Below are 26,741 nucleotides of genomic sequence, written 5' to 3'. Positions count from 1 at the left end.
ATCCAGGTATCTGCCGCCCGGTGTCGCGTTCCTTCCTTCCGTCAGCATCACCGCCGATGCGAAGGAGAACCTCATGCCGACCCCACGCAACCCCGACACCCCGTCCTTGGGCCCGGGTGGTGACAACCTCGAAGCGGGCCCGGGAAGTTCGGGTCTGGGAAGCTTCTCGAACAGCGAAATCGGCGAGCTGGTGACCCAGGCCGCCGAAACCATGGCCGCGTCCGGCGAGGACGCCGAGCGCAATTACCAGCGGAGCCTCGACAGGCTTCGCGAGCGCGCGGACGACGTCGTCCCGGCCCTCGGCGAGCAGTACGACGCCCTATCCGAGGAGCAGTACCTGGAGCGCTGGGGCCTGGTCCAGCTGCTCACCGACCTGCGGCACGCGGCCGCCGTTCCGGCGCTCGAAAACGTGCTGCGCCAGCCGATCCCGCCGGAGCGTTCCGACGACCCGGCACACGGGATCAGCACCGTCGGCGAAGAGGTGATCATCCGCACCACCGCCGTGGAAGCGTTGGCACGCCTGGCATCCGCCGGGGACAGCGCGGCCAAGGACCTGCTGCTGCGGCAGGTCCGGCACGAGGTGTTCACCGTGCGGCGCGCGGCGGTCCAGGCCATCGCCGAGGTCGGTGACACCGAACTCACCGCCAGGGTGCGCGAGGAGCTGAGCGGCACCGAGGACGAACGCCTGCTGAACATCCGGCGGGTCGACGTCCGCGGTGTCCCGCAGGCCGTCGGCGGCCGGTACGTGAAGGACAAGCAGACCGACGACGTGCCTCCGCCCTCCTGAACCGAACGAATTCCTTCTACAGACAGGTGATCTCCGATGGCCACTTGCAGCTACACCGTGCCTGACAAGAACGTGACCGGGGACAATTTCTACGGTGCCTCGATCTGCAATCAGACCTACATCGACTATTTCTGGAACACCTACGGCTTCGCGGGCAACAAGGACTACTGGGACGACGGCTTCGGCTGGGAAGACGCGTGCAACACCGACAAGCCGCTCGCGCGGACGTTCAACGCGTGCTATCTGCTGACCTATTCGGCGCAGGATTACCAGAACGACGCCTATTCCGGCGCGATGCTGAACTGGGCGCGCCGCTACGTCCGCGACAACTGCGACGACCTCCGTTCGCTCTGTGGCGACGGCAGTGCCATCGCGCGCTCGTTCAAAGGGGCGTTCGTCGACGACCGGATCGAGTTGTACCTGGGTTTCTGGTACTCCAAGGACGTTCCCGGCCGCGCCGAGACGTTGATCCACGAATCGCGGCACCAGGGCGGGAAACCGCACAACGCGAACTTCCCGGCGGGTTCGGTGTTCGGCGCTGGCAAGAGCGGCGCCGACTCCACGTGGGGCTACGAGGGCGCCTGGATGTACGGCGCGCTCTACCTGTGGTGGTTCTTCGCCCAGGGCGCCCGCACGACGTCGGCGTTGCGTGAACGAGCCCGCCAGCGCGGGAACCTCGTGATCGACAACGCTTTCGCGACCCACCCCGGCTTCAACATCTGAGTCAAGCCCGGCAAGCCCTCTCGTACTGCAGACGAGAGGGCTTCGTCGCACGATACCTCCGACGACTAGAGTCATGTCCCGCTCAACGGGGCTTGACCAGCGAGATATCTGCCGCAATCATCGGATCTCTCGGCAACCACGCCCTGGATGAGAGCGGATGGTCATGAGAGTTCACCGCACCGCCTGGCTCGCCTTGGTTCTCGCCCTGGTGGCGGGTCTGCTCACCACGCCGCCGGCGAGCGCGGAGCTGCACCATCCCCGCCAGAAATGGCTGCGCGAGGCCACCGCGGGGCTCTTCCTCCACTGGGGCATGTTCACCGCGCCACGGCAGACCGACTGCGCCGCCTGGGAACGTGCCGTCACCGACGGCGGCTGGAGCGCCGACTACTGGGTGGACGAGGCCCGCAAACTCGGCGCTTCCTACATCGTGCTCGCCACTTTCCACAGCAGGCTGGGCTACGCGCGGCCGTGGCCGTCGGCGATCCCGGGCAGCTGCGCCACGCGTCGCGACCTCCTCGGCGAGCTCGTCAAGGCCGGAAACGCCAAAGGTATCCGGACGATCCTCTACATGACCGACGATCCCCAGTGGCACAAGGAAACCGGCGTCGAGTCGCTGGATTCCGCCGCGTACTCCGCCTACAAGGGCAAGCAGGTCGACCTGACCACCCGCCCCGGTTTCGGCGAGTACAGCTACGACCTCTTCCACGAGGTCATGGACCGCTACTCGGACCTCGCCGGGTTCTGGATCGACAACGACAACGACTATTGGGAGAAGAACAAGCTCTACGAACAGATCCGTGAGAAACGACCGTCCTGGTTGCTGAGCAACAACAACGAGGACACGCCGATCATGGACACCGTCAGCAACGAGCAGAAGACCGGCATCACCCCGCCGTACGACTACCCGCAGGCCGCGTTCACCCCGATGCCGCGGCTCACCGAGGCCGACTACAAGCTGCCGACCAATGGCGGCTGGTGGTACGACGGTACCGATCAGGCCGTCGACTTCCGGCTGTCCACCGGTCGCTACATCACCAACGCGGGTTCGTCGATGAAGTCGCTGATGGCCGAAACCCCGATGGTGAACGGGAAGTTCCCGCCGCAGCAGGAGGCATACAACAACTTCATGGCGAGCTGGGTGCCCCCGATCAAATCCTCCTTGCAGGGCAAAGAGGGCGGTGGGTACATGTACGGCGGGATGCAGCCCGGCTTCTGGAACGACGGCGCGCACGGCGTCATCACCGTCGAGCCCGGCGCCGGGACGCAGTACCTGCACGTGGTCACCCGCCCGAGCACCGATCTGCTCCGCCTGCGCGACAACGGCTATCAGGTGACCAAGGTGTCCGACGTGCGCACCGGGAAACCGCTGCGTTTCAGTCAGTCCGCCGGGTATCTGACCATTGTGGACCTCAAGGACTGGGACACCTACGACACGGTGTTCAAGGTCGAAACCGCCGGGCAACGGAACTTCCTCGATTCCCGCACGATCAAGGCGACCGCTTCGTCCTCGCGCGCGGATCACCCGGCGTCGAACCTCGTCGACGGGAACTTCGAGAACTACTGGGACGCCGACGGCAAGCAACCGGTCTCCCTGACCTTGGACCTCGGCAAGCGGCGGACGGCGGCGTATCTCGCGGTGAACCAGCGTGAGATGTCGCCGACGCACGCGCGCGAATCGTTCGGCAGGCCCGAGGACTCGTCCCGGATCAAGGACTATCGCGTCTACGTCAGCGACGACGGCCGGAACTGGGGCGAGCCGGTGCGCACCGGGGCGATGCCGAGCGCTCGCGGCGTGCAGTTCATCGATTTCGGTGAACGGCAGGCCCGTTTCGTCAAACTGGAAGTGCTGAACACCTGGTCCGGCCCGCAGGCGAAACCCTTCTACCGGCAATTGGCGATCGACGAGATCAAGGTGGCGTCCGGCTACCCGACGTCGCTTCCGGGTGACCGGGTTCCGCTGGAGGCCGAGTCCTTCCGCAACGATCACGACGGCCGCGCCCGCCTCGGCCGGTGCACCTCGTGCTCCGGATCGTTCCAGGTCACCGGGCTCGGCGGCGGCCCGCGCAACTCGGTCACCTATCCGGGGGTGACGGTCGCGGAAGCCGGGACGTACCGGCTTCAGCTCGACACCTCGGCCGGGCCCGCGACGTCGGTATCGGTGAGCGTCAACGGTAGTGCGCCCGTCGAGACCGCGATCGACGGCGGCACACCCGGAACCGTGGCCTCGACGGCGATCCCCGTCGCCTTGAACGCCGGGGGAAACACTCTCAAGGTGTTCAGCAAAGCCACGTCGGGGCCGGGCCTCGACCGGATCGCGATCGCTCCCCTGCCACCGTCGTCCTACATCCCGAAGACGACCCTGATCGTCGAACCCGGTGGCGTCCAATGGCTTTCCCCGGGGCGGCAGTCCTTGCGGGTCACCGCGAAGCTGCGACTCGACGCCGATGACGCGATCGGCGAGGTCACGCTGGCTCCGGTCGCCCCGACGGGCTGGAGCGTGCAGGGCGCTCCGGCGACAGCGGGGTCCATGCGCGTCGGGAACGAACTCGAAGCGTCCTGGACACTGGTGTCGCCCGAAGGCGTCACCGCGGCCGACATCCCGGTCACCGCGTCGTTCGACCTCCTCGGCCGCACGAAATCCGTGAGCAAGCCGGTGCGGGTGAGCCCGCGACCGGCGGACCGGGTCTTCATGCGCGAGGCCGAAGATTCGGCGAACGACGTCGGCGGCGCGGGCGTCACGAACTGCGGGGTCTGCTCGGGCGGCCAGAAGGTCCGCAACATCGGCGGCGATCCGGACTCGTTCGTGCGGTTCGACGACGTCACCGTGCCCGAGACCAGGCGCTACACCCTCCACATCGACTTCACCGTCAACGGGCCGCGCTCGTACTTCGTCACGGTCAACGGCGGCGCTCCGGTCGAGGTGAAGGTCGATGGCGCCGGCAACAACACCCAGCTCACGACGTCGGTGCCGGTCGAACTGAAAGCGGGGGCGAACACGATCAAGCTGTCCAACGACCACGCGTCCGCCCCGGATCTCGATCGGCTGTCACTGGGGTGAGCTACCGGCTTGACCCTCTCCCCGGGAGAGGGTTCAGGCTGGTCCCATGACGACCTTGATGCCGATCGGCGTGTTCGCGCACGCCACCAGGCTGTCGGTCCGCGCGCTGCGGAACTACGACCGGCTCGGGCTGCTGGTGCCCGCCAGGATCGACCCCGGCTCCGGGTACCGCCGGTACTCGCTGGAGCAGTTCGCCCGCGCGGGCTTGATCCGGCGGCTGCGGGAACTGGAGGTGCCGCTGGCGGAGATCGCCGAGATCCTCGACGCGGGTACCCCGGACGAGGTGAAGGCCGCGATCAAACGGCACCACGACCGGGTGGCCGCGCGGGCCGCGGAACTCGCGGCGATCAGCGGCGGGCTCGACTCCGTCCTCGCCGAGCCGACGCGGTGGCTGCATGTCTACGAGCGCGTGCGCACGCCGCAGCCGATCGCCCGCCTGACGATCCAGACCCCGCTGAGCGGCCTGGCCGAGCGGATCGGTCCCGCCTACGCCCGGCTGTTCGCGGCGCTCGACGCTCAAGGCGTCATGCCGTCCGGCCCGCCCGGGACCCGCTATCGCACCGATGATCCCGACGAGCTGTCCGTCGAACTGTTCGTCCCGGTGGAGGGGCCAGTGCGGGACGACGGCGAGATCGGTTCCGCCGAACTTCCCGGTGGCCTGCTCGCCGCGACGATCCACGAGGGCGGCTACGAAGACGTCGAGGCGGCCTACCGATCGCTGGGCCGCTGGATCGCCGAACGCGACCGCGTCCCGACCGGGCCCGCCGAGGAGTTGTACCTGGTGGCGCCCGGCCCGGCGGTCGCGCCCGAGGCCTACCGCACCGAGATCGCCTGGCCGGTGACCGCGTGATCCTCGACGGCGTCAAGACCGAGGGCGGGGAGCACTGCGAGACCAGCACCCTCGACGTCCTCCTGCGGCACGCCGGGGTCGAGCTGTCCGAGCCGATGCTGTTCGGGCTGGGTGAGGGCCTGGGCTTCATCTACTGGGACGGGAAGAACCTGCCGTTCCCCTTTCTCGGCGGGCGCGCGAAACCCGCCGAGATCACCCGGAAGCTGGCTGAACGCCTCGGACTCACCTTGCGGGTCAAGGAAACGACGTCGGCGCGCACGGCGTGGCGGAACGTGGCCGAGCAGATCGACGCCGGTTTCCCCGTCGGCCTTCAGCTCGACTCGTACCACCTCGAGTACTTCACCTCGAAAGTCCACTTCGGAGGACACTTCGCGGCTTTGTACGGCTACGACGGCGAGCACGCCTTCCTCGTCGACACCACGCAGCAAGGCGGTGCCGTGTCGACGTCACTGACGAGCCTGGAGCGCGCCCGCGGCGAAAAGGGACCGATGACGGCGAAGAACCGCTCGTTCACCATCGGCGCGGACGCACCCCTTGTCCCGCTCGCCGACGCCGTCCGCACGGCAGTACGGGCCAACGCGGCGGAGTTCCTGAACCCGCCCATCGCCAATCTCGGGTATCGCGGGATCGGCAAGGCCGCCGTCCAGGTGCGAAAATGGCTGGAGCGCAGCAGCGAACCGGCCCGCGACCTTCCGCAGGCCGCCGTCCTGATGGAGCGGGCGGGGACCGGCGGTGCGCTCTTCCGCCGGATCTACCGGGACTTCCTCGAAGAGTGCACGACACTCGTCGACGACGCCGGTCTCCGCACAGCGTATGAGAAGTACCGCGAGATCGTTCCACTGTGGACAGAGGTCGCGCGATTGTTCGCACAGGCCGGGGAAACCGGCGAAGCCCGACGGCTCGCCGACGCGTCCGCCATCCTGTCCGAGCTGGCTCAGCGCGAACAGGAGGCGATGACGGCTCTGGCGACGGTTCAGCGTGGGCGCTCGTAGGGCAGCTTCTCCCCCGCTTCCACCGCGAACGGGAGGTTGTTGCCCGCCGGCGGCAAGGGGCACGTGGCGAAATCGGTGAACGCGCACGGGAGATTCGTCGCGCGGGTGAAGTCGAGGACTACGGAGCCGTTTTCATCCGGCGGAGGCACCGCGAGCGACCGGTTCGCCGCGTAGGTGGTGACGCCGCTCGTGGCATCGGTGAACAGGATGAGCAGACCGTCCTTCTTGCCGTTGAACGCGGTGAGCGTGTGCTCCACGCCGTCGTGTTCGAACCGCACGATGCCCGGGGAGACGTAGACGTGGCTGAGTCCTTCGACGACGGCGCCGACGGTGGTCGGTTTCGGCTCGTCGAAGGCCTCGAAGGTCCCGGTCAGCACCCAGGCCGCGTCGGGCTCGTACGCCGGGACACCGCGGAAAGCGTTCAGCACCGGCGCTTTCGGGTCGTGCGTGCGGATGAGGTAACCGCCACGGCGCGCGACCTCGATCTCGATGTCCCCCGCGACGACCCGGGTGGTCGCACCGCTGTTGACCAGCTCGAAGCGCCGGACGCCGGTGAGCCGTTCGCCGTCGTGGGAGAGGTCCGCGCCCTGCGGGTCGAGGTAGGCCGCGTCCGCGTCCTGCCACCACAGCCCGGGCAGGCCCTCGTAGGCGCGCGGCTTGTCCTCGAGCCAGTCGAGCGAGACCAGGGCGAGCCAGCCGAGCGGGTCGGCGAGGTCTCGCTCGCGCTGGGTCTTCCAGTCCTGCCAGTCCCGCGTGAAGGTGTCCAGGCTTGTGCTCATCGGCGATCCCTTCCGTGACCTTGCTCGTTCTCCCAGGTCAACGATGTGCGGACGGCGATATTTCGCGTCCCGGCATGTGGGCGCGTCAGGCCCGGTAGTCGTCGGTTACGCCCTCCTCGGCGGAGATCAGCTCGGCGATGGGCGCGAAGAAGGCCTTGATCCCGGGCAGGTTCGCGCCCTTCTCCCTCGACGCGGCGAAGTCCTCGGAGGAACGCCACCACACGACGTCGAGCCAGGTCTCGTCGTCGACCCGGATCAGCTGGGCATCGAGGAAACCCTCCCGGTCGGCCCGGAAGTCGGCGAGCATCGCGGAACGGGCCTGGAGCAGTTCAGCCGCGCGGTCGGCCGAGACCTTGAAGCGGGTGAGTTCGACTGTCGTCATGGTGCCGATGCTAAGCGACCCGCCCTCCCGGTGGCGGCCTTCTGGAGATCACTGACTGAACGCGGAGAGGCGCCCTATTGTTGTCGCGGTTTTCCAGCGGATGCGCAGGTGGCAGGCTCGGTCGGCGTAGATCCGGCGGGGCCGTCGCCGGGACGGTGGGATCTGGTGGATCAGCTGATGGCGCAGCCGAGGGTGAGGAAGGCGTCGTGGAGGTCGTCACGGATCTCCCAGCGGATGCGTAGCCGCCGGAACCAGTGCAGCAGGGCGAAGGCGCCCTCGACAACCCAGCGATGAACACCGACACCGGAGCCGTGTTCCTGACCTCGGCGGGCAATAAGGGTGTGATTCCCGCGGCGGACAAGCTTGCGGTACTTGTCGTGATCGTAGGCGCGGTCGGCGTAGAGCCGTTGTGGTCGACGGCAGGGCCGTCCACAGCGGCCCCGCACGGCTGGGATCGCGTGGATCAGCGGCATCAGCTGGGTGACGTCGTGCCGGTTCCCACCGGTGAGGGTGGCCGCCAGCGGGATCCCGGTGCCGTCGGTGATCACATGGTGCTTGGACCCGACACAGGCTCGGTCTACCGGGCTGGGGCCGGTTTTAGGCCCCCTTTTAACGCCCGCACATGCGATCCATCAAAGGCTGCCCGTGACCAGTCCAGCTGGCCCGCCGCGTGCAGTTCCGCCAGCAGCAGCTCGTGCAACTGCTGCCACATCCCGCAACCGCCGCCAGCACGTCATGCCCGACCCATAGCTCAGCTCTTGGGGCAAGAACTCCCACGGAATCGCCGTATAGAGCACGAACATGATCCCGCACAACGCCTTACGGTCGTCCAACCGCTTACGCCCTGGATGCCAATACCGACGCTCCACCCGCGGCAACAACGGCTCGATCCGTTCCCACAAACCGTCATCGCCCCCACGGACGCCGCTGTCCCACCAGCTCACCCCTCACAGAACGATCACCGAGACACGGCATCAAGCCACACCCCAAGATCATTCTGTTACGACCCCTAATTGCGAAGCTTGCCGATTCACTCTCAAGTGGGAAATGCGCGGGTTCGCGGTAACGCAAAATTACGAACACGTGTTCGAAATGTTGGTGTATTATGGAGTTGTGTCCGAGACCTTCCTTCCCGAACTCCCGCAGGAGTTGTGGCGTGCCGGCAAGCTGGAGCTTGCCCATGGTGTGCAGCAGTTCCTGCAGTTGATGCGGGTCGCGTCCGCTGCTCTGGGGCAGTTTTTGGCGGAGGTGGAGTCTCGGGGTTCGAAAGATTTGTATGGGTATGGGTATGGGTATGGGTCGACGGCGGCGTGGTTTGCTGATGTGGCTGGGTTGTCGCGGGGTGAGGCGCAGTCGGTGGTGAAGCGGGCGATCGCGTTGAATCCGACTCGTGCTTTGGATGGCACGGAGGTTCCGGCCTTCGCGCCGACTGTGGGTGCGGCGGCCGCTGAGGGCATGATCGGGGATGAGCGGATCGATCAGATCCTGGAGATCTTGGGGAGACTCCCGTCCGATACGTCGGTGGAGGATCGGGAGAGTGCGGAGAAGATCCTCGGGAACCTGGGCCGTGGCGCTGGTCCCCGGCAGGTGACGAAGGCCGCCGAGGACATCCTCGGCTGGCTGGATCCCGACGGCAACGAACCCAAAGAACCCGAACCGAAGCAGCCCCGCCGCGAGATCACCCTGGAGCGTCGCCGGGACGGGTTCTGGAAACTCACCGGCCTGCTGGATGACGAGCTGGGGGCTCGTACCGCGGCTGCACTGGAGGCGTACGCGAAACCTCGCCCGGTGGACGAGTTCGGCCAGGCGGATCTGCGCATGAAGTGTGAGCGCCTGGGCGATGCGTGGGCCGAGCTCCTCGACTTGGCGATCGCGTGCCCCGATCAGCCTGGCACCAGCGGGTACCGGACGTTGGTGCACGTGACCATCGGCCTGGAAGAGCTCAAGACCGGGATCGGGAAAGCCTGCCTCGATTTTGTCGGCGAGATGACCGCCCGCGAGGCGCGGATGGCCGCCTGCGACTGCCTGATGCTGCCCGCGGTGCTGAACGCCGCCGGGGAACCCCTCGACGTAGGGCGACTACGACGGTTCGTCACCCCAGGCCAGAGACGCGCACTCAACATCCGCGATCGAGGCTGTGCGTTCCCCGGCTGTCACCGAAAACCCAAGAACTGCCACGCCCACCATATTCATCACTGGGCAGACGGCGGCCCGACCGATCTCCGGAACCTCGTGCTGCTGTGCGGTTTTCATCACCGGCTGATCCACCACGGCGACTGGCAAGTCCGAATGGCAGCCGACGACGACCTGATCGAACTCGGCCGCGCGGAACTCGCGGACCGGCCGCTCGAAACGCCGTACGCGGGAGTCGTCGTCGACGAGGTGCAGGACATCCCTCTGTGCGGCTTGCGACTGCTGAACGACCTCGCGGGCGACGGGCCGAACAGGCTGTTGCTGGTCGGGGACGGCCAGCAACAGGTCTATCCCGGTGGCTGGCGGTTGTCCGACGCCGGCATCCCGGTCCAGGGCCGCGGCGAAATCCTGAAGGTCAACTACCGCAACCGTGCCGAGGTCCTGGGTTTCGCACGCCGATTCGACGCGACCAACCGGGTCGACGACCTCGACGGCGCGGACGGTGTCACCCTGCGCGCGGCCGAGTCCGCCAGTGAGGGCGGAGTGACCGAGACCTGGCGCGGCACCTCCGGCGAACTGTCCGGCGCGCTGGTCGAAGCGGTCCGAAACCTGCCGGTGCGCCCTGACCATTCGGCGCTGATCGTCTTCCACCACAAGGACCTGGGCCGGTGCGCCGAGATCTTGCGCAAGGCGGGGATCCCGACGCTGGCGTTGGAGCACTACTCCGGCGCGGCCGACGGCAAGCTCAAGATCGGCACCGTGCATCGGGCGAAGGGCCTGGACTTCGAAGCCGTTCTGGTGCTGGAGAACACGCACGAGAGCGTGACCGGCAGCGAGGCCGAAGAGGAACGCCGTGAGTTGCGCGGCAGGCAGCATCTGGTCGCGGCGACCAGGGCTCGCGATTTCCTCTGGTGGGGCGTACTCGACGACACCGCGCCCGAGCAGGCCGAGAAGGCCGAGCAGTCCGAGAAGGCCGAGAACGCGGCGAAGGCCGTGGAGACCGAGGACGACTGCGTTCACGACATGCCCATTTCCTGGTGCTCGCTCTGCCGCAAACCGCCGCCGAGCGTCCTTCCCCACGGTTACCGGACTTCCGGAGGAACCGCGTACCACAACGACCCCGACTGCACGTGGCTGCGAAAGGGCCAGGGAAGCGCGCACCGACAGGGCATGAACGTCCACGACGTCACCCGTCTCGCCTGGGGATCGGTCACCCCGGGCGAGCTCGAGCCGTGCGAGTTCTGCTGCAGTCCACAATGGATGCGACGTCACGGCCACTGACCGAAGGGGAGCCCCATGGACGACCAGACCGATCTGCCGTCCGGCATCGGCAAACCGGCGACGCGTGCCTTCGCCGCCGCCGGCTACACGCGACTGGAGCACTTCACCCACGTCACCGACGCCGAACTCGCGAGCCTGCACGGCGTCGGCCCCAAAGCGCTCCGCATCATCCGCGAGGCGCTGGAAACCCGAGGTCGGGCACCCGAACCCACCGAATAATTTTTTTGTCTTGACAACTTAAGCCTTCGGACGGTTAGCTGAGCGCACACCGATCGAAGGGACCAAGTCATGGCCAAGTTCGCGAACGTCGACGACTACCTCGCCGCTCTCCCCGAGGGTTTGCGTGAGGTCGCCACCGCGCTGCGCCCGATCGTCAACGCCGCCTTGCCCGGCGCCATCGAGGCGATGTACCACGGCTCCCCGACCTGGAGCGCGGGCGAAGCCGCAGGCAAGAACCTCGTCTGCCTGGTGAAGGCGTACTCGTCATACGTCACCTTCGCCCTCTGGAAGGGCCAGCTCGTCGACGACGAGTCCGGCAGGCTCGAGGCGAGCGCACGGGAGATGGCACACGTCAAGCTGCGCTCGGTCGAGGACATCGATGCCGACCTGTTCACCGGCTGGCTCAAGCAGGCACGAGACCTCGAAGCCCCCGCCGGAGCACGGTGACACAATCGGCGACGTGCCTGTGATCACCGACGAATCCCGTTGCCCGTGCGGCCTCGGCGAGCCCTATGGCGTTTGCTGCGGCCGTTTCCACCGGGGAGCCGCGACAGCGCCGACCGCCGAACGCCTGATGCGGTCGCGGTTCAGCGCGTTCGCCGCCGGTGACACCGCGTACCTCATCGCGACCTGGCATCCGAAGACCAGGCCCGCGGACCTCGAACTCGACCCGGGGCAGCGCTGGACCTTCCTGGAGATCCTCGGCAAGACCGGCGGCGGGCTGCTGGAGAACGAGGGCACGGTCGAGTTCCGGGCGCACTACCGGCAGGACCGCCGGGCGGACAGCATGCACGAGAACAGCCGCTTCATCCGCGTCGACGGGCAGTGGATCTACGTCGCGCCCGTCGCCTGAGTTCCATCAACTCGCCCAAACAGGCTTCCCTCGCGTGATAAACAGTGTGGCGATGGGAAAACTGACCCGCCGGGCGAGGGCGAAGGCCGACTACTACGCCTACTCGGCCGCTCGTGAGTGGCCGGTCGCGGCGTCCGGGATCGGCGTGGTCCTCGGCGCGGCGACGATCCTCCCCAGCGCGATCGGCATCGTGCTTTCGGTGCTGGCACTGGCCTTGGGGACGGCCACCTTCGTCAGGGATCTCCGGCTGCTGCGGGCACGCTGGGCCGGGTTCGAGTTCAGCGCGATCGCCGCCCCGTTCCCCACCGCCGAGCTGCCGCCTCCGCCCGCGTATCCGGGAGCGAAGTATCTCGCCGTACCCGCGCGGGGAACGGCGCTCGTCAGCGACCCGATCGACGAGGCACTGTCGGCGGGGAACTTCCGGATCGCCGTCTCCGAGGAGCCGTACCGCCTGCCGCCCAAGCTCAAGGCGACCGCGCCGCACGTCCTTCCCCTGCGAGCGAAGGGCCGCGTGCTGTTCAACGGCCCCATCGTCGGCATGCGCGGCGAGCCGCTTCCGGCGGCGGGCGCCGCTCCTGCCCCGATCCGGCTGCATCGCGCGCGGTTCTTCGACGCCGTGTGCTCCAACGAACTGGCGACCCTGCGGATCACCAGGAAGGACACCGGCGAGGAGTACGACCTCCGCCGCGAAGAACTGGCCGACTCCTCGGGCAGCCTGCGCACGCTCGCGAGCAGCGAACTGGCCGATCTGGTCGGCGTCTCGACCATCGCGTTCACCTCCGACGGCAAACTGGTCGTGGTGCTCCAGTCCCGGCGGAACTCGGCGAGCGCGATGCTGCTCGCGCCGTCGGGCAGCGGCTCCCTCGAACCCCAGGATCTCGACACCGCCGACGGCGGACGCCGCCGGATGCTGCACACGGCGGTGATCGCCGGGATGGAACGGGAACTGCGCGAAGAGACCGGCGTCCTGCCCGGCGAGATCGTTTCGACCCGGCTGACCGGGTTCGCGCGCTGGATGGAACGCGGCGCGAAGCCGGAGTTCTTCGGGATCACCGAGCTTTCCGTGGACGGCGACACCCTGCGGACACGTCGCACCCGTGGCGCCGAAAAGCTGTTCAGCGAAGGCGCGAACGTGCTCGACGTCGACCTCGCCGCGCTGGGCGAAGAGCTCTCCGCCGGGACGGCCGTCGCCGAGGCGTCGACGTTGCCGGCGAGAGTGCGTGACGACGCCTCCCTGCCCTTGTTGCTGTGCTTGCGCGCCGCCGCACTCCGGCGGACTCTTCACCACTGACGAACCCGGTGCAAGGGTCTGGCCTTGCCGTGATGTGACGGCTACCATCTCCCCCAACATTGTTAGGGAACTTTCTTAACGATTTCCGCCCAGGTCCGCCGCCGTGTGCCCAAGGAGGCGCGCTCGTGAGTTTTCGGCAGAAGAGAACCCGGATCCCGTTACTGGCCATGACCGTCACCGCGCTGGCCGCGGCGGTCTGCGGGGTGACCACCGCTCCCGCCGCCACCGGCGCGGAAGCGGCCGTCCCGCTGTCCGTCGGCGCCGCCGCGGGCAACGCCACCCCGATCCCCGGCTACGTGATCCAGTCCTCGGCACAGGTCAGTGACGACTCGGCGGTGTCGAAGCCGGGCTTCCCCACCGCCGGCTGGTACCCGGTGTCGTCGCGCTCGACGGTCTACGCCGGACTGCTGCAGAACGGCAAGTACGCCGACCCGTTCTACTCCACGAACATGAAGAACGTGCCGACGGCGCAGTTCACCGTGCCGTGGTGGTACCGCACCGACCTGAACGTCGAAGACACCTCGCAGCGCACGTACCTCGACTTCAGCGGTGTCCTCTCGAAAGCCGACGTCTGGGTCAACGGCACCCGGATCGCGACGAAGGACCAGGTCAACGGCGCCTACACCCGCCACGACCTCGACATCACCGAGCACGTCCGCCAGGGCGTCAACAGCGTCGCGTTCAAGGTCTACCCCAACGATCCCAACAACGACCTCTCGATGGGCTGGATCGACTGGGCGCAGACCCCGCCGGACCAGAACATGGGCATCGTGCGCGACGTCCTCGTCCGGCGCGGCGGCCCGGTGGCGCTGCGCAGCGCCCACGTGGTCCAGAAGCTGAACTCCTCGCTCAGCCACGCCGACCTCACGGTGAAGGCCGACGTCCGCAACGACTCGGCGAACGCGGTGCAGACCACCGTCGCCGGAACGGTCGCGGGAAAGCCGGTCAGCCAGACGGTTTCGCTGGCCGCGAAGGAACGGAAGACCGTCACCTTCCCGGTCGTCGGCCTGGACAACCCGAACGTGTGGTGGCCCGCCGGAATGGGCGGCCAGAACCGGTACGACCTCGACCTGACCGCGAGTGTCGGCGGCACGGCCTCCGACGCCTCGAAGTCGAAGTTCGGCGTCCGTGACGTCAAGGCGACGCTGAACTCCAGCGGTGGACGGCAGTACAGCGTCAACGGCAAGCCGCTGCTGATCCGCGGCGGTGGCTACACACCGGACCTCTTCCTTCGCTGGAGCGAGACCGCGGCGGCCGACAAACTCAAGTACGTGCTGAACCTCGGGCTCAACACGGTCCGGCTGGAAGGCCACATCGAACCGGACGAGTTCTTCGACATCGCCGACGACCTCGGCGTGCTGACGATGCCCGGCTGGGAATGCTGTGACAAGTGGGAAGGCCAGGTCAACGGCGAGGAGAAGGGCGAGCCGTGGGTCGAGTCGGACTACCCGATCGCCAAGGCGTCGATGTTCTCCGAGGCCGAGCGCCTGCGTGACCACCCGAGCGTCATCTCCTTCCACATCGGCAGCGACTTCGCGCCGGACAAGCGGATCGAGCAGGGTTACCTCGACGCGATGAAGGCCGCCGACTTCCAGCCCCCGGTGATCCCGGCGGCGTCGGCGAGGCCGTCCCCGATCACCGGCGCGTCCGGTATGAAGATGAACGGCCCGTACGACTACGTCCCGCCGGTGTACTGGTACGACAAGTCGCAGAAGGACCGTGGCGGCGCGTGGAGCTTCAACTCCGAGACCAGCGCCGGCGTCGACATCCCGACGATGGACACCCTGAAGCGGATGATGTCGGCCAGCGAGCTCGAAACGATGTGGAAGAACCCGTCGGCCGCGCAATACCACCGCTCGTCCTCGGCGACCTTCGGGAACCTGAAGCTGTTCGGCAACGCCCTCACCAAGCGCTACGGCGCCCCGGCCGACCTGAACGACTTCGTGCGGAAGTCGCAGCTCGCGCAGTACGAGAACGTGCGTGCGGAGTTCGAGTCGCACTCCCGCAACTACACGGACTCCACCAACCCGTCGACCGGGTTGATCTACTGGATGCTCAACAGCCCGTGGACTTCGCTGCACTGGCAGCTGTTCGACGCCTACATGGACCAGAACGGCGCGTACTACGGGGCGAAGAAGGCCAACGAGCCGCTGCACATCCAGTACTCGCACGACAACCGCTCGGTCGTGGTGATCAACCAGACGTCGAACGCGGTGAGCGGGCTGACGGCGACCACGAAGCTGTACAACCTCGACGGCACCGAGAAGTACAGCAACACCAAGACCGGGCTGTCGGTTGGCGCGCTGGGCGCCAAGTCCACCGCCGTCACCGTCCCCTCGGTGAGCGGGCTGTCGACGACCTACCTGGCGAAGCTGGTGCTCACCGACTCCTCCGGCAAGGAGGTCAGCCGGAACGTGTACTGGCTCTCCACCAAGGCGGACACGCTGAACTGGAGCGGCAGCGACTGGTACTACACGCCGCAGTCGGCCTACGCCGATCTGTCCGGGCTGAAGAACCTCGGGCAGTCCGCCGTCGGCGTGACGGCGAAGTCGGCCGCCGGTTCCGACGGCACCACCACGACGACCGTGACGCTGAAGAACACCTCGGGCGGCAAGCTCCCGGCGTTCTACGTCGACTCGAAGGTCGTGGACGCCGCGGGCAAGCCGGTGCTCCCGGTGGAGTGGAACGACAACGCGGTGAGCCTGTGGCCAGGTGAAACGACCACGCTGACCGCGAAGTACCGCACGGCCGACCTCAAGGGCTCCAAGCCTTCGGTACGGGTCTCGGGCTGGAACACCGGCACGCAGACCGTTCCCGCCGACGGCTCCGGCCCCGGTCCGAACAACCCGGTCGACTACCAGGCCGAGGACGCCACGGTCGTCCGGGGCGCGGTGGAGTCCAACCACGCCGGGTTCACCGGCAGCGGGTTCGTCAACTACGACAACGTGGCGGGCAGCTCGGTCGAGTGGACGGTCACCGTGCCGTCCGCGGGCACCTATGACGTCGTCGTCCGGTACGCCAACGGGACCTCGGCGGACCGGCCGCTGGACTTCTCCGTCAACGGCTCGATCAGCGCGTCGGGTGTCGGCTTCGGCGGCACCGGCGCCTGGCCGAACTGGACGACCAGACCCGTCAAGATGACCTTGGCGGCGGGGCAGAACAAGATCAAGGCGGTCGCCACCACGGCGAACGGCGGTCCCAACGTCGACAAGATCACCCTCTAGCACGGGGAGTCGCCAACGGCCCCCTTCGCCACCCGGCGAAGGGGGCCTTTTCCGTTCCGGCGTGGGTTAGGCTTTCCGGGTGAACGGAAAACCCGACCCGCGCCTGCGGGACCTCGCGATGTTGCGACGCGTCCGCGACCGGATCGACCGGGACTACGCCCAGCCGCTGGACGTCGAGGCGCTCGCCCGCGGCGTGCACGTCTCGGCCGGGCACCTGAGCCGGGAATTCCGCGCCGCGTACGGCGAATCGCCCTACAGCTACCTGATGACCCGCCGGATCGAGCGGGCCATGATGCTGCTGCGGCGCGGGGACATGTCGGTCACCGAGGTCTGCTTCGACGTCGGCTTCTCGTCGCTGGGCACCTTCAGCACGCGATTCTCCGAACTGGTCGGCGTCTCACCGAGCGCCTACCGCAAGCAGGCGGCGGAAGAGGGCCGCGGCATGCCCGGCTGCGTCGTCAAACAGGTCATGCGACCGATCAGGAATAGAGAAGCGGCCTCCCGTCGCCCCGACCTACCTTGAGTCGCATGATCCTCTCGATTCACGCGTCCTTCCTCCCCGCCGACGATCTCGAGGCCGCTCTTTCCTTCTATCGCGACATCCTGGGCTTCGAGACGCGGGACGAAGGTCCGCACCGGGTCGCCGTCGGCCCGCCGGGGCAGCCGCGGACGTCGATCGTGCTCCGCTCCCCCGCCGCGGGCCCGGAGCTCACCGACGAGGAGCGCGCCACGGTCGCCGAACTGATGGCCAAGGGCACCTACGGGGCCATCGTGCTGTCCACTTCGGACCTGATCGACACCTTCGACCGGATCCAGGCCACGGGGGCCGACGTCGTCCAGGAGCCGATGGAACAGCCTTACGGCGTCCGCGACTGCGCTTTCCGCGACCCGGCGGGCAACCTGGTGCGTATCGAACAGCGGTAGCCGGGCCTCGGTGCGCGCGCACCGGGGCTCTCGGGTGATGATGAGCGGCGTGGAGATCGCGGTAGAACTCGTGGCACTGGTGGTGGCCGTCCTCCTGGTCACCGCCGCGGCGCGGAAACTCGACTGGTCGGCGCCCCTGTGCCTGATCGCGGTGGGGGTCGTCGCCTCGTACGTCCCGGGCATCCCGGAGTACGAACTGGATCCGGAGGTCGTGCTGCTGGGGCTGTTGCCCCCGCTCCTCTACGCGACCGCGATCCGCACGTCGCTGATCGACTTCCGCCGCAATCGCGGGCCGATCCTGCTGCTGTCGGTGGGGCTCGTCATCTTCACCACGGCCGCGGTCGGGGTCGTGGCGTGGCTGGTGATCCCCGGCCTGCCGCTCGCCGCCGGGCTCGCGATCGGCGCGGTGGTCGCGCCGCCCGACGCGGTCGCGGCCACCGCCGTCGCCCGCAAGGTCGGGATGCCGCGCAAGCTGACCCGGCTGCTGGAGGGCGAAAGCCTGTTCAACGACGCGGCCGCGCTGGTCGCGTTGCGGACCGCCATCGCGGCCATCGCGGGCTCGGTCAGCGTGTGGCAGGCCGGTGGTGACTTCCTGCTGGCCGCGGGTGGTGGGCTGGTGATCGGTTTCGCAGTCGGCGCGCTCGCCGCGCTGATCCGCACCCGCCTCGAAGATCCGGTCACCGACACCGCGCTTTCGCTGGTGGTCCCGTTCGTCGCGTACCTGGCCGCCGAGGCGATCCACGGTTCCGGCGTGATCTCCGTGGTCGTCGCGGGCCTGATCCTCGGGCACAAGGCCCCGAGCATGCTCTCGGGCCGCTCGCGGCTGGCCAGCAGGCTGAACTGGCAGACCATCCAGTTCCTGCTGGAGAACATCGTCTTCCTGCTGATCGGCCTGCAGGTCCGCCGGATCATGACCGAGGTCGGCGACAGCGGGCTGAGCGTGCCGGAACTGATCCTGATCTGCGCCGCCACCCTGGCCGCGACCATCGTCGCCCGGATCCTCTGGATGGCCGGCATCGGCCTGGCGCGGCGGACCTTCCGCCGTCACGCCTGGCCGTGGCGGTACTCGGCGGTGATCGCCTGGGCCGGGATGCGCGGCGTCGTCACGCTCGCGGCCGCGTTCGTACTGCCCGCGGACACCCCGCAGCGGGCCGTGCTCGTGCTGGTCGCGTTCGTCGTCGTGGCGGGAACGCTGCTGCTGCACGGGACGACGCTGCCGGTCCTGGTCCGCCGCCTGAAACTGCCGCCGCCCGACCCCGCCGAGGACGCGCTGCAGGAAGCGGCCGTCATCAACACCATGACCAGGGCCGCGCTCGACGAACTGGAGAAGATCCGCACCGTCGATGATCCCGACGACATCGTCGAACGCCTGCGCAGCCGGCTCCAGCACCGGTCGGACTCGGCCTGGGAGGAGCTCGGCAGGCAGAGCGCCCTGACCGAAACGCCGAGCGACGTCTATCGGCGCCTGCGGATGAGGCTGCTGGAGGTCGAACGGGAGAAGTTCCTGGAGGCGCGCGACTCCGGGATGGCCGATGATGATGTCCTGCGCCGGATCCTCGAACGCCTCGACATCGAGGAATCCATGCTGGACAGAGAAGAGGAGGAGACCGTGCCGGACTCCGATCGGGAACTGCGCACCCCCGCCGCGACGGCGGGATCGTGCAAGCATCTGACCAAGGAGTGGCCCGCGGCCGAACCCAGCTCGCCCGATGTGTGCGCGGTCTGCGTCGAGAACGGGATGACCTGGGTCCACCTGCGCGAATGCGTCAAATGCGGGAACGTCGCCTGCTGCGACTCCTCGCCGGGCAAACACGCGACCGAGCACTTCCACGAGACCCTCCACCCGGTGATGCGCAGCCACGAACCGGGCGAGACCTGGCGCTGGTGTTTCGTGGACAAACAGCTCGGTTGACTCGGTATCGTCGGCGGACATGAGCACCCCTGAGCAGGAAGTCGAATACCGCCAGCACCGCTTTTCACCCCCGCCCGGCGCGACCGAGATCTTCCTTGTCCGCCATGGCGAATCGGCACCGGCGAAGGGCGACGATCCGTTCGACCTCGTCGACGGGCAGGCCGACCCGGACCTCGCACCGGAGGGCCGGGACCACGCCGAGCGGGTCGGGCGCCGACTGGCGGACGAGCGGATCGCCGCGCTGTACGTGACGACGCTGCGCCGGACGTCCCAGACAGCGGCACCGCTGGCGGCGAAGCTCGGGCTCACGCCGGAGGTCGAAGCCGACCTGCGAGAGATCCACCTCGGCGACTGGGAGAACGGGCTCTTCCGGCGCTACACCCACGAAGGTCATCCGATCGTCGAGCGGCTGTGGCGGGAACAGCGCTGGGACGTCATCCCGGGGGCCGAGTCGATGGAGTCGTTCGGTGGCCGGATCAAGGCGGCCGTCGGCAGGCTCGCGGCGGCCAACCCGGACCGCCGGATCGCCGTGTTCACCCACGGCGGTGTCATCGGCGAGGTCTTCGCCCAGGCGAGCGCCGCCGGGAACCGGTTCGCGTTCCTCGGGGCGGACAACGGCTCCATCTCGCATCTGGTGGTGTCGGGCGACGACTGGATGGTGCGCCGGTTCAACGACACGTCACATCTTCAGTCGCCTTTCGGCTGATCCGGCCCGCCGCGACCAGGTGCACGACGACCAGCACCGCGACAGCCTCCGCGGCCAGCAGCCCGATGAGCACGAGCACCTGGGTCACGCCTGCTTGAAGCGGCCCGGCGCCACCGAGGAGGACACCGACGTAGGCGCCGGGCAGGGTCACCAGGCCGACCGTCCGTGTCTGGTCGAGCGCGGGGATCAGCGCCTGTCCCGCCGACGGCCGGCAGATCTCCAGCGCGGCCGGGCGGCGGAGGAAACCCAGCGCCAGCGCGGCTTCGTACTCGCCGTGCCGGGACACGAGTTCGTCCAAGGCGCGCCTCGCCGCCTGGGAGGTCGCGGACATCGCGCCGCCGATGACGATCCCGGCGATCGGCACGATCGCGATGGGCCGCCACGGGACCACCCCGGTCGCGAGCACGAGGGTCAGCACCGGCACCACGCCGGACGCGATGGCGAGCGCGACCCACGCGAGGTCCTTGGCCACGCCGATCCGGCGCGCAGAGGTGATCGCGGCGATCGCGAACATCAGCAGCACGAACCCGCCGGTCAGCCAGCCCGATTCCAGGATCCCGACGATCACCAGCGAAACGGCGGCGAGCTGCACGACGGCGCGCGCGGCCGCGAACAGCACCGCCTTGCCCTGCCCCAGCTGCCCGAACCACACCACCGCCGCGCCGAAGATCGCCAGCACGGCCAGGACCACGGCGAGCACCGGGCCGAACGCGATCGCACCATCCGTCACACGGACGATCCTGCCGCAGGAGTCAGGACGTACAGGTCACCGGCGCGCCCGCCGCGGGGGCGGTGCGGTCACTGACGACTTCGCCGTCGACGAGGATCCTGCATCGCAGCGCGCCACTACCCGAGCCTTGTGCGGAGAGGCTGTAGAACTCGTCGCGGCCTTCCTGACTCGCGCGCTCGAACGTGGTGCTCCACGGCGCCGTCACGTCGGTCTTCTGCATGAGTTCCGAGCCCTGCGCGACATAGGTGACGTTCTGGGCGCCCTTCGCGCCGGAAAGTTCGTAGACGACCAGGTGCGTCACGGCGCGCACGGCGGCCGCGGCCTGCTCGACCTGTTCCACCTGCGGCGCGGGCGGGTTCTGCACCGGCCGCGAGGCCTTCGGCAGCACATAGCTGGTCAGGGTGACGGCGACGGCCATCACGCCCAGCACGACCACGATGGTCCCGAGCGGCTTCAGCCTGCCCGGGGCTCCCTGTCCCGGCGCCGATGCCGGAGGGGTCGCGGTGGGAACACCCATGGAGAGGTCTTCTCTCGTCCGAGCGCACTTCCGTCGAGTGCGTCGACTACTTCTCGCTGGAAGGTGACTCCGCGTTAGCCGTTATCGGGAAGAAACCCGATATTCACCCTTTTGGGTGTCCCGGTGAGCGAAGACCACCTGGTCATAGGGCGGTTGGCGTAAACACAGTGAGCCGAACAGCTCACTTTGAGTGATATGGCTGCTCGATACCGTCGTACCCCCGGGGCATCATGGCAAGCGTGTATCGGGAGACGACGGCGCCCGGCGGACTGCGGGACGTGGTGCGCTGCCTGTGGGAGGACGCGGGCCGGGCGCCGAAGCGGATCGTGCCCGACGGCTGCGTCGATCTGGTGGCATGCGGCGGCGAGGTGTTCGTCGCGGGGCCGGACACCACGGCCTGGACCTGGGAGACGCCGCCCGGCACCCGGGCGTACGGCGTGCGCTTCGCCCCCGGCAGGGCGCGCGACGTCCTGGGGCTGGGCGCCGACGAGCTGCGCGACCGGCGTGTCCCCCTCGGCGACCTCTGGGGCAAGGAAGGCGAACTGCTGGCCGAGCGGGTGCTCTGCGGCGGCGTTTCGCTGGCCGACGTCGTCGCACGACGCCGAGCGGACGGCGCCGACCGGGAGATCTCGGAGCTGATCGCCAGGCTCGACGGCGGCGTCCCCCGGGTTTCCGCCGCGCTGGACCGGTTCGCGACGGGAGAACGGCAGCTGCGGCGGCGGTTCACCCTCGCGGTCGGCTACGGCCCGGCGACGTACCTGCGGGTCACCCGGTTCCAGCGCGCCATCGGCCTCGCGCCGACGACGCCGGATCTCGCGTCGCTGGCGTTTTCGGCGGGCTACGCCGATCAAGCCCACCTGAGCCGGGATTGCCGGGAGTTCGCCGGGGTTCAAGCGAGGGAGTTCTTCCGCGCCAAGAAGTGCGCTATGTCCATTGTGGACCGGTAAAGCGCGCGGTAGTGCGGGTAGAACTCGTCGTAGACATCGGCGTCCGCGCCGGGACGGACGACCTCGGCGACCGGGTTCCAGGCTCCGGCATCCGGCTCCCACCCCAGGGCATGGGCCGCGAGAACGGCGTCACCGAACGCCGCGCCGACGGTTTCCGCGGGAATCTCCTGCTCGATCCGCGCGACGTCGCTGACGATCCGCGTCCACACCCCGCCCCGCGTACCGCCTCCGACGGCGACGAACCGGCGTGCGCCGCCCCCGGCTTCGCGCATGGCCTCGAGGTTGTGCCGCACCCCGTACGCCGTCCCTTCCAGCGCCGCGCGGTACAGCTCGGCGCCGCCGTGCGCGGTGGTGAGCCCGGCGATGACGCCGCGCGCGTCCGGATCCGGTATCGGTGTCCGTTCCCCGGCGAAGTACGGCAGCATCAGCAATCCGCGGCTGCCGGCCGGAACCTCGCCCGCCGCCGCGACGAGTTCCCCGAACTCGCCGCCGACGAGCCCCCGCAGCCAGTCGGTGATCGCGCCGGACGTGGCCATCCCCGCCGCGAGTGAATAGGTGTCCGGGAACGCGCCTCGCGTCGTCCACAACCCCGGCACGGGGCGGGGATCGGAGAGCATCTGGATCAGGAACATCGTGGTGCCGTACATGAGCATCGTGTCCCCGGGCGCGGTGACACCGGCGCTCGTCGCCTCCGCCCAGGCGTCCACGGTGCCCGCCGTCACCGGGATCCCTTGTGGCAAGCCGGTTTCCGCGGCCGCCCCGGCGGTGATCGAGCCGACCACCTCGGTCGGCCACGCGAGCCGGGGCAGCTCGACGCCCGGGGCGATCGCGGCGACCCGGTCCGGCGCCCACCGGGCCTCGCGCAGGTCGTACATCGGGTCGCATTGACTCGCGGAGTGATGGTCGAGAACGTATTCACCGGTCAGCCTCAGGACAAGGAACGAACTCGCCATCAAGAACAACTTCGCGCGTTCGAACACGTCCGGCTCGTTCTTGGCCAGCCAGCGCCATTTCGGTCCGACGGCCTGCGAGCCGAGTGCGCTCCCACCCCGTTCCACAATGGATTCTTCGCCGAATTCCCGGTCGAGTTCACGGATTTCGTCATAGGCACGGGTGTCGACGCCGTAAAGGATCGCCGGGCGCAACGGTTTCCCGGAAGCGTCCGCGGGCAGGAGCACCGGGCCGATGCCGCTGACCGACACTCCGATGATGGGATGATCCCCGGCGCCTGCCGAGAGTTCCCTTGCCAGTACGAGGAAGTCTTGCCACCACACGGTTTCGGCGTCGTGCTCGAACCAGCCCGGACGGGGCCGTGCGGTATCGTGTCGCCGGGAGGCTCGCGCCACCACGGTGCCCCGGGAATCGACGAGGACACCTTTGGAACTCGAGGTGCCGATGTCGATGCCGAGCACCAGGCCCGGTTCCCCCACGAGACCCCCGAACTTTCCGGCACGAGTAGCGCGATCAGCGGATGGTAACGATTGTCGGTCAAGCTATTCTTCCCGTGCGAAGGTGTCAACACACCTGCAGAAGGGGAGGTCACGGTGGCCACCATCAACGACGTGGCGGCGAAGGCCGGGGTTTCGACGGCGACCGTGTCGAGGACGCTCAACGGTAAGTCCACTGTGGACCCGGTGCTCGCGGCACGGGTACAGGCCGCCGCGGCGGAATTGGGATATCACCCGAACGGGCTGGCACGAAATCTGCGCCGTCAGGAAACCGCGGTCCTCGCGCTCATCATCTCCGACGTGGAGAACCCGTTCTTCACCGCGATCGCCCGCGGTGTGGAGGACATCGCGCAGACCGCGGGCTACTCGGTGGTGCTGTGCAACGCCGACGACAACGAGGAGAAGGAGCGGCGCTACATCGACGTCGCCCTGCAGGAGCGGGTCGCCGGCGTGGTGCTCTCCCCCACCGGCCGGGCCACCAACGTCGACAGGCTGACCGAACGCGGCACGCCCGTGGTCGCCGTCGACCGGCCGCTACTGGAGAACACCGGCGACCAGGTGCTGGTCGACACCCGGCTCGCCGCCCACGAGGCGACACGGCACCTGCTCGACGGCGGATACCGGCGAGTCGCCTGCGTCAGCGGTCCGCCCGGGGTGCGCACGGCCGAAGACCGGCTGGCCGGCTACACCGACGCCGTCGGTGCCGAAAACGCGCTCACACGGCGCGCCGAGTTCCGCGCCGAGGGCGGCAGGCTCGCCGCGCTCAGCCTGCTCGACGAGCCCGAACCGCCGGACGCGCTGCTGGTCGGCAACAGCACGATGGCGATCGGCGTCCTGGAGGCGCTGGCCTCACGTGGACTGCGCTCGGGACAGGACGTGGGGATCGTGTCGTTCGACGACGCGCCGTGGACGACCCTGATCGATCCGCCGCTGACGGTGGTCGCCCAGCCCGCGAACGAGGTGGGCCGGGTCGCCGCCGAACTGCTGCTGGCCCGGATCGGCGACAGTACGCGCAAGGCCACGACGACCACGTTGCAGGCGAAGCTGATCGTGCGCCGCAGCTCACGGCGCGACTGACCCCGGAGATCCCAGGTGCACGACGTGCCTGGGCGACCGGCTCGCACCGGCCGCCCAGGAACGCCCCACCCCCTTGTTCCCCCAAGCCGGCCCCACACCAGCCGGGTTCTCCGAAGCGGTGGGAAGAAATCGTTTACCTTCCGGAAGGTAAATTCCCGCATACGACCTGTCAAGCCGGATCCCTGGACAAGCTCGCCCGATCCGGGCACACTATTGCGACATTGCCTACTGCGCGTGTGTGATTCCGTGCACTCTGTGTTCATCTCTGGTGAATTCCCCCACGAAATCGAGATGAGACCGCACGAACCCGCACAGACGAGTTACTCTAGGCGCTATGTCGATAGCGCTCGAGAACGTCCTCGCCAAGGCGGGCCTCAAGGTCGACGCCGACGAGTTCCTGACTCTCGTCGAGGACGCCGCGCGGAGGCTCTCCCCGCCGAACCCCGATCCGTCGCATTACTTCTCGGCGGACCAGCGGGCCGCGCTCACCGACGTCGGCCTGGACCTCTCCCCCCGCAGCGAGGACGAACCGGACTTCCGTGCCCGCACGGTCGCCGCGCACGCCGTGCTCGCCGATTCCGCGCTCAGCGTGCTGGAAGCGGCCAAAGCCCTCGGCGTGGACGACAGCCGCATCCGCCACCGTCTGAAGGAAGGCAGGCTCACCGGCTGGAAGGACCAAGGCTGGCGGCTGCCCTCCTGGCAGTTCACCGGCTCGGGGGTCCTGCCCGGCCTGGAGGTCGTGCTGCGCGCCGTCCCCGAAGACCAGCCCGCGCTGGTCGTCGCCGCCTTCATGAGCACCCCGCAGTCCGATCTGGTGATCAACGACCACCCCGCCACCCCCCGCCAGTGGCTGCTCTCCGGCGGAGACCCCGAACATGTTGCAAAGCTGGTAGCCACTCTGGGGTCGCCGTTCTAAGGTGTCTTGCCCGACGACGGAAAATTTCAGTCGGGGGTAGGCCGTAGGCTGACCCCATCGAGCAAGATCACCCGACAAGGACGGACGACTCCCGAGGTATGGCCCGGCTCCCCCTGCCGCCCGCGCGCTCTGTCCTGGTCAAGGAGCTGCACCGCACCAACGACGTGGTGACGGTGCACCCCGGCACCAGGCTGGTCAGGATCTTCACCGCGCACGGCAACCACCCCCAGCAGTGGAATTCGTTCCGCTACAGCGGACCGCTCCCGCACGGCCGTTTCGACCCGCAGACACCGGGTCGCGGCGGACGCCCGGTCACCGACCCCGGGAACGGCGTCCTGTACTTCGGCCTCACCGTGCGCACCAGCATCGCGGAGGTCTTCCAGACCACGTCGACGGTCGACCGCAAATCCCGCGGCCCGCGCCTGGTCGTCGTCCGGCCCACCCGCACCCTGCGGCTGCTCGACCTCGCCGGCCTGTGGCCGACCCGAGTCGGCGCCTCGCAGGAGATCTCCAGCGGCCCGAAGAAGATCACCCAGGCCTGGGCGCGCGCCATCCGCGCCGCCTTCGGCGATCTCGACGGCGTCTGGTACCGGTCTTCCATGGATTCCGGCGGCCCCGCTCTCGCGTTGTGGGACCCGCCCGCCGGCAATTCGCTGCCGGTCGCGCCGGACGTCCTGCTCCCTTTGGACCACCCGGGGCTCGACGTCCCGCTGGGCCGGGTGTGCGAGGAACTGAACTACACGCTGCTGTCGTGAGCGGCAAGAGCGATTCTATTCAGCGGTAAGTCGAATACGGCATGGTCGATCCTGTCGAGCAGGCCTTCTTCGCTGCCTTGAGGGCAGGATTCCGGGCCGGTCGGTGGACCGGCGTGACCCGCGTGTCCACTTAGGACATTCAGCGCCGTTTGGGCGTCCGCTTTATGCCCGTATGGGCTGTTCTGCGTGAGGTCGTGAGTGGAGAGACAGGTTCTCACCCTTCGCGAGGGTCAGAGG

General features: G+C 68.4%; 24 protein-coding genes and 2 pseudogenes. 20 read left to right on the top strand and 6 right to left on the bottom strand.

Annotation, left to right across the window (positions count from 1 at the left end; all coding sequences use genetic code 11):
- Positions 1-73: 73 nt before the first annotated feature.
- The 5 genes from ACFWMR_RS03310 to ACFWMR_RS03290 all read left to right on the top strand — a co-directional run bounded on the left by ACFWMR_RS03310 (position 74) and on the right by ACFWMR_RS03290 (position 6,410).
- A complete protein-coding gene (locus ACFWMR_RS03310; RefSeq protein WP_093933486.1) occupies positions 74-787 on the top strand; it encodes a HEAT repeat domain-containing protein in 714 nt (237 codons plus the stop codon).
- Positions 788-823: 36 nt separating this feature from the next.
- Positions 824-1,510 (top strand): hypothetical protein, encoded by a 687-nt coding sequence (locus ACFWMR_RS03305; protein ID WP_005159205.1) that lies wholly within the window; start codon positions 824-826, stop codon positions 1,508-1,510.
- 157 nt (positions 1,511-1,667) lie between these two features.
- The gene (locus ACFWMR_RS03300; protein ID WP_378376603.1) at positions 1,668-4,568 is read left to right on the top strand and encodes a discoidin domain-containing protein; all 2,901 of its coding nucleotides are present in this window, start codon (positions 1,668-1,670) and stop codon (positions 4,566-4,568) included.
- A 46-nt stretch (positions 4,569-4,614) separates the two neighbouring features.
- Entirely contained in the window at positions 4,615-5,418 is an 804-nt protein-coding gene (locus ACFWMR_RS03295) for a MerR family transcriptional regulator (RefSeq protein ID WP_378376601.1), read from the top strand.
- Positions 5,415-6,410, top strand: a complete 996-nt coding sequence (locus ACFWMR_RS03290; RefSeq protein WP_378376599.1) for a BtrH N-terminal domain-containing protein — start codon at positions 5,415-5,417, stop codon at positions 6,408-6,410. Before ACFWMR_RS03295 ends, ACFWMR_RS03290 begins: the two co-directional genes overlap by 4 nt.
- On the opposite strand, the gene ACFWMR_RS03285 is transcribed toward ACFWMR_RS03290, so the two are convergent.
- From ACFWMR_RS03285 to ACFWMR_RS03275, 3 genes and pseudogenes are all read right to left on the bottom strand, one after another.
- The gene (locus ACFWMR_RS03285) at positions 6,392-7,189 is read right to left on the bottom strand and encodes a DUF1684 domain-containing protein (protein WP_378275485.1); all 798 of its coding nucleotides are present in this window, start codon (positions 7,187-7,189) and stop codon (positions 6,392-6,394) included. The genes ACFWMR_RS03290 and ACFWMR_RS03285 overlap by 19 nt on opposite strands.
- 85 nt (positions 7,190-7,274) lie before the next feature.
- Positions 7,275-7,571 carry an antibiotic biosynthesis monooxygenase family protein gene (locus tag ACFWMR_RS03280; RefSeq protein ID WP_378376597.1) on the bottom strand — a complete coding sequence of 99 codons (297 nt, stop codon included), beginning with the start codon at positions 7,569-7,571 and terminating at the stop codon, positions 7,275-7,277.
- Positions 7,572-7,741: 170 nt separating this feature from the next.
- Positions 7,742-8,507 (bottom strand): annotated as a pseudogene (locus ACFWMR_RS03275) (IS5 family transposase).
- A 177-nt stretch (positions 8,508-8,684) separates the two neighbouring features.
- Here ACFWMR_RS03275 and ACFWMR_RS03270 point away from each other — a divergent pair.
- The 11 genes and pseudogenes from ACFWMR_RS03270 to ACFWMR_RS03220 all read left to right on the top strand — a co-directional run.
- Positions 8,685-9,872, top strand: a pseudogene (locus tag ACFWMR_RS03270) (DUF222 domain-containing protein); the annotation flags it as partial.
- Positions 9,861-10,985, top strand: a complete 1,125-nt coding sequence (locus tag ACFWMR_RS03265) for a 3'-5' exonuclease (RefSeq protein WP_378376678.1) — start codon at positions 9,861-9,863, stop codon at positions 10,983-10,985. The pseudogene ACFWMR_RS03270 and the gene ACFWMR_RS03265, both read left to right, overlap by 12 nt.
- Before the next feature lie 15 nt (positions 10,986-11,000).
- On the top strand, positions 11,001-11,204 hold the full coding sequence (locus tag ACFWMR_RS03260; protein WP_378376595.1) for a DNA-binding protein: 204 nt from the start codon (positions 11,001-11,003) through the stop codon (positions 11,202-11,204).
- Positions 11,205-11,273: 69 nt separating this feature from the next.
- Positions 11,274-11,651, top strand: a complete 378-nt coding sequence (locus ACFWMR_RS03255; RefSeq protein ID WP_378376593.1) for a DUF1801 domain-containing protein — start codon at positions 11,274-11,276, stop codon at positions 11,649-11,651.
- A 19-nt stretch (positions 11,652-11,670) separates the two neighbouring features.
- Complete coding sequence (locus tag ACFWMR_RS03250; protein ID WP_378376676.1) at positions 11,671-12,057, top strand: YchJ family protein; 387 nt, start codon at positions 11,671-11,673, stop codon at positions 12,055-12,057.
- Between the two features lie 52 nt (positions 12,058-12,109).
- Entirely contained in the window at positions 12,110-13,348 is a 1,239-nt protein-coding gene (locus ACFWMR_RS03245) for a hypothetical protein (RefSeq protein ID WP_378376591.1), read from the top strand.
- 125 nt (positions 13,349-13,473) lie between these two features.
- The gene (locus tag ACFWMR_RS03240) at positions 13,474-16,572 is read left to right on the top strand and encodes a glycosyl hydrolase 2 galactose-binding domain-containing protein (RefSeq protein ID WP_378376589.1); all 3,099 of its coding nucleotides are present in this window, start codon (positions 13,474-13,476) and stop codon (positions 16,570-16,572) included.
- Positions 16,573-16,690: 118 nt separating this feature from the next.
- On the top strand, positions 16,691-17,095 hold the full coding sequence (locus ACFWMR_RS03235) for a helix-turn-helix transcriptional regulator (RefSeq protein ID WP_093933475.1): 405 nt from the start codon (positions 16,691-16,693) through the stop codon (positions 17,093-17,095).
- 5 nt (positions 17,096-17,100) lie between these two features.
- Complete coding sequence (locus tag ACFWMR_RS03230) at positions 17,101-17,496, top strand: VOC family protein (RefSeq protein WP_378376587.1); 396 nt, start codon at positions 17,101-17,103, stop codon at positions 17,494-17,496.
- Positions 17,497-17,536: 40 nt separating this feature from the next.
- On the top strand, positions 17,537-19,408 hold the full coding sequence (locus ACFWMR_RS03225) for a Na+/H+ antiporter (protein ID WP_378376674.1): 1,872 nt from the start codon (positions 17,537-17,539) through the stop codon (positions 19,406-19,408).
- Positions 19,409-19,427: 19 nt separating this feature from the next.
- Positions 19,428-20,114, top strand: a complete 687-nt coding sequence (locus tag ACFWMR_RS03220) for a histidine phosphatase family protein (protein WP_378376586.1) — start codon at positions 19,428-19,430, stop codon at positions 20,112-20,114.
- Here ACFWMR_RS03220 and ACFWMR_RS03215 read toward each other — a convergent pair.
- On the bottom strand, positions 20,077-20,844 hold the full coding sequence (locus tag ACFWMR_RS03215; RefSeq protein WP_378276129.1) for an ABC transporter permease: 768 nt from the start codon (positions 20,842-20,844) through the stop codon (positions 20,077-20,079). The genes ACFWMR_RS03220 and ACFWMR_RS03215 overlap by 38 nt on opposite strands.
- A gap of 22 nt (positions 20,845-20,866) precedes the next feature.
- The gene (locus tag ACFWMR_RS03210) at positions 20,867-21,361 is read right to left on the bottom strand and encodes an MmpS family transport accessory protein (RefSeq protein ID WP_093933471.1); all 495 of its coding nucleotides are present in this window, start codon (positions 21,359-21,361) and stop codon (positions 20,867-20,869) included.
- Between the two features lie 239 nt (positions 21,362-21,600).
- On the opposite strand from ACFWMR_RS03210, the gene ACFWMR_RS03205 reads away from it, so the two are divergent.
- On the top strand, positions 21,601-22,308 hold the full coding sequence (locus tag ACFWMR_RS03205) for a DUF6597 domain-containing transcriptional factor (RefSeq protein WP_378376584.1): 708 nt from the start codon (positions 21,601-21,603) through the stop codon (positions 22,306-22,308).
- On the opposite strand, the gene ACFWMR_RS03200 is transcribed toward ACFWMR_RS03205, so the two are convergent.
- Positions 22,251-23,738 (bottom strand): FGGY-family carbohydrate kinase, encoded by a 1,488-nt coding sequence (locus ACFWMR_RS03200; RefSeq protein ID WP_378376582.1) that lies wholly within the window; start codon positions 23,736-23,738, stop codon positions 22,251-22,253. The two genes, ACFWMR_RS03205 and ACFWMR_RS03200, sit on opposite strands and share 58 nt — an antisense overlap.
- A gap of 114 nt (positions 23,739-23,852) precedes the next feature.
- Between ACFWMR_RS03200 and ACFWMR_RS03195 the strand changes: the two genes are divergently transcribed.
- The 3 genes from ACFWMR_RS03195 to ACFWMR_RS03185 all read left to right on the top strand — a co-directional run bounded on the left by ACFWMR_RS03195 (position 23,853) and on the right by ACFWMR_RS03185 (position 26,504).
- Positions 23,853-24,833, top strand: a complete 981-nt coding sequence (locus tag ACFWMR_RS03195) for a LacI family DNA-binding transcriptional regulator (protein ID WP_093933468.1) — start codon at positions 23,853-23,855, stop codon at positions 24,831-24,833.
- A gap of 334 nt (positions 24,834-25,167) precedes the next feature.
- Positions 25,168-25,749 (top strand): DNA-binding protein, encoded by a 582-nt coding sequence (locus ACFWMR_RS03190; protein ID WP_093933467.1) that lies wholly within the window; start codon positions 25,168-25,170, stop codon positions 25,747-25,749.
- Positions 25,750-25,847: 98 nt separating this feature from the next.
- Positions 25,848-26,504, top strand: coding sequence for an RES family NAD+ phosphorylase (locus ACFWMR_RS03185; protein ID WP_007028108.1), 657 nt, complete (start codon positions 25,848-25,850; stop codon positions 26,502-26,504).
- Positions 26,505-26,741 lie beyond the last annotated feature (237 nt).

The sequence above is a fragment of the Amycolatopsis thailandensis genome (assembly GCF_042723255.1).
Classification (GTDB): domain Bacteria; phylum Actinomycetota; class Actinomycetes; order Mycobacteriales; family Pseudonocardiaceae; genus Amycolatopsis; species Amycolatopsis thailandensis.
Note: the sequence above shows the minus strand (reverse complement) of the source record. Positions and strands in the feature narration are given on the sequence as shown.

Bases quoted from the DNA above. Each gene is read 5' to 3' on its own strand.
- ACFWMR_RS03210 (WP_093933471.1), bottom strand. From the start codon at position 21,361: ATGGGTGTTCCCACCGCGACCCCTCCGGCATCGGCGCCGGGACAGGGA.
- ACFWMR_RS03305 (WP_005159205.1), top strand. From the start codon at position 824: ATGGCCACTTGCAGCTACACCGTGCCTGACAAGAACGTGACCGGGGAC.
- ACFWMR_RS03295 (WP_378376601.1), top strand. From the start codon at position 4,615: ATGACGACCTTGATGCCGATCGGCGTGTTCGCGCACGCCACCAGGCTG.
- ACFWMR_RS03280 (WP_378376597.1), bottom strand. From the start codon at position 7,571: ATGACGACAGTCGAACTCACCCGCTTCAAGGTCTCGGCCGACCGCGCG.
- ACFWMR_RS03260 (WP_378376595.1), top strand. From the start codon at position 11,001: ATGGACGACCAGACCGATCTGCCGTCCGGCATCGGCAAACCGGCGACG.
- ACFWMR_RS03285 (WP_378275485.1), bottom strand. From the start codon at position 7,189: ATGAGCACAAGCCTGGACACCTTCACGCGGGACTGGCAGGACTGGAAG.
- ACFWMR_RS03265 (WP_378376678.1), top strand. From the start codon at position 9,861: ATGGCAGCCGACGACGACCTGATCGAACTCGGCCGCGCGGAACTCGCG.
- ACFWMR_RS03185 (WP_007028108.1), top strand. From the start codon at position 25,848: ATGGCCCGGCTCCCCCTGCCGCCCGCGCGCTCTGTCCTGGTCAAGGAG.
- ACFWMR_RS03255 (WP_378376593.1), top strand. From the start codon at position 11,274: ATGGCCAAGTTCGCGAACGTCGACGACTACCTCGCCGCTCTCCCCGAG.
- ACFWMR_RS03230 (WP_378376587.1), top strand. From the start codon at position 17,101: ATGATCCTCTCGATTCACGCGTCCTTCCTCCCCGCCGACGATCTCGAG.
- ACFWMR_RS03190 (WP_093933467.1), top strand. From the start codon at position 25,168: ATGTCGATAGCGCTCGAGAACGTCCTCGCCAAGGCGGGCCTCAAGGTC.
- ACFWMR_RS03300 (WP_378376603.1), top strand. From the start codon at position 1,668: ATGGTCATGAGAGTTCACCGCACCGCCTGGCTCGCCTTGGTTCTCGCC.
- ACFWMR_RS03310 (WP_093933486.1), top strand. From the start codon at position 74: ATGCCGACCCCACGCAACCCCGACACCCCGTCCTTGGGCCCGGGTGGT.
- ACFWMR_RS03235 (WP_093933475.1), top strand. From the start codon at position 16,691: ATGTTGCGACGCGTCCGCGACCGGATCGACCGGGACTACGCCCAGCCG.
- ACFWMR_RS03245 (WP_378376591.1), top strand. From the start codon at position 12,110: ATGGGAAAACTGACCCGCCGGGCGAGGGCGAAGGCCGACTACTACGCC.
- ACFWMR_RS03225 (WP_378376674.1), top strand. From the start codon at position 17,537: ATGAGCGGCGTGGAGATCGCGGTAGAACTCGTGGCACTGGTGGTGGCC.
- ACFWMR_RS03220 (WP_378376586.1), top strand. From the start codon at position 19,428: ATGAGCACCCCTGAGCAGGAAGTCGAATACCGCCAGCACCGCTTTTCA.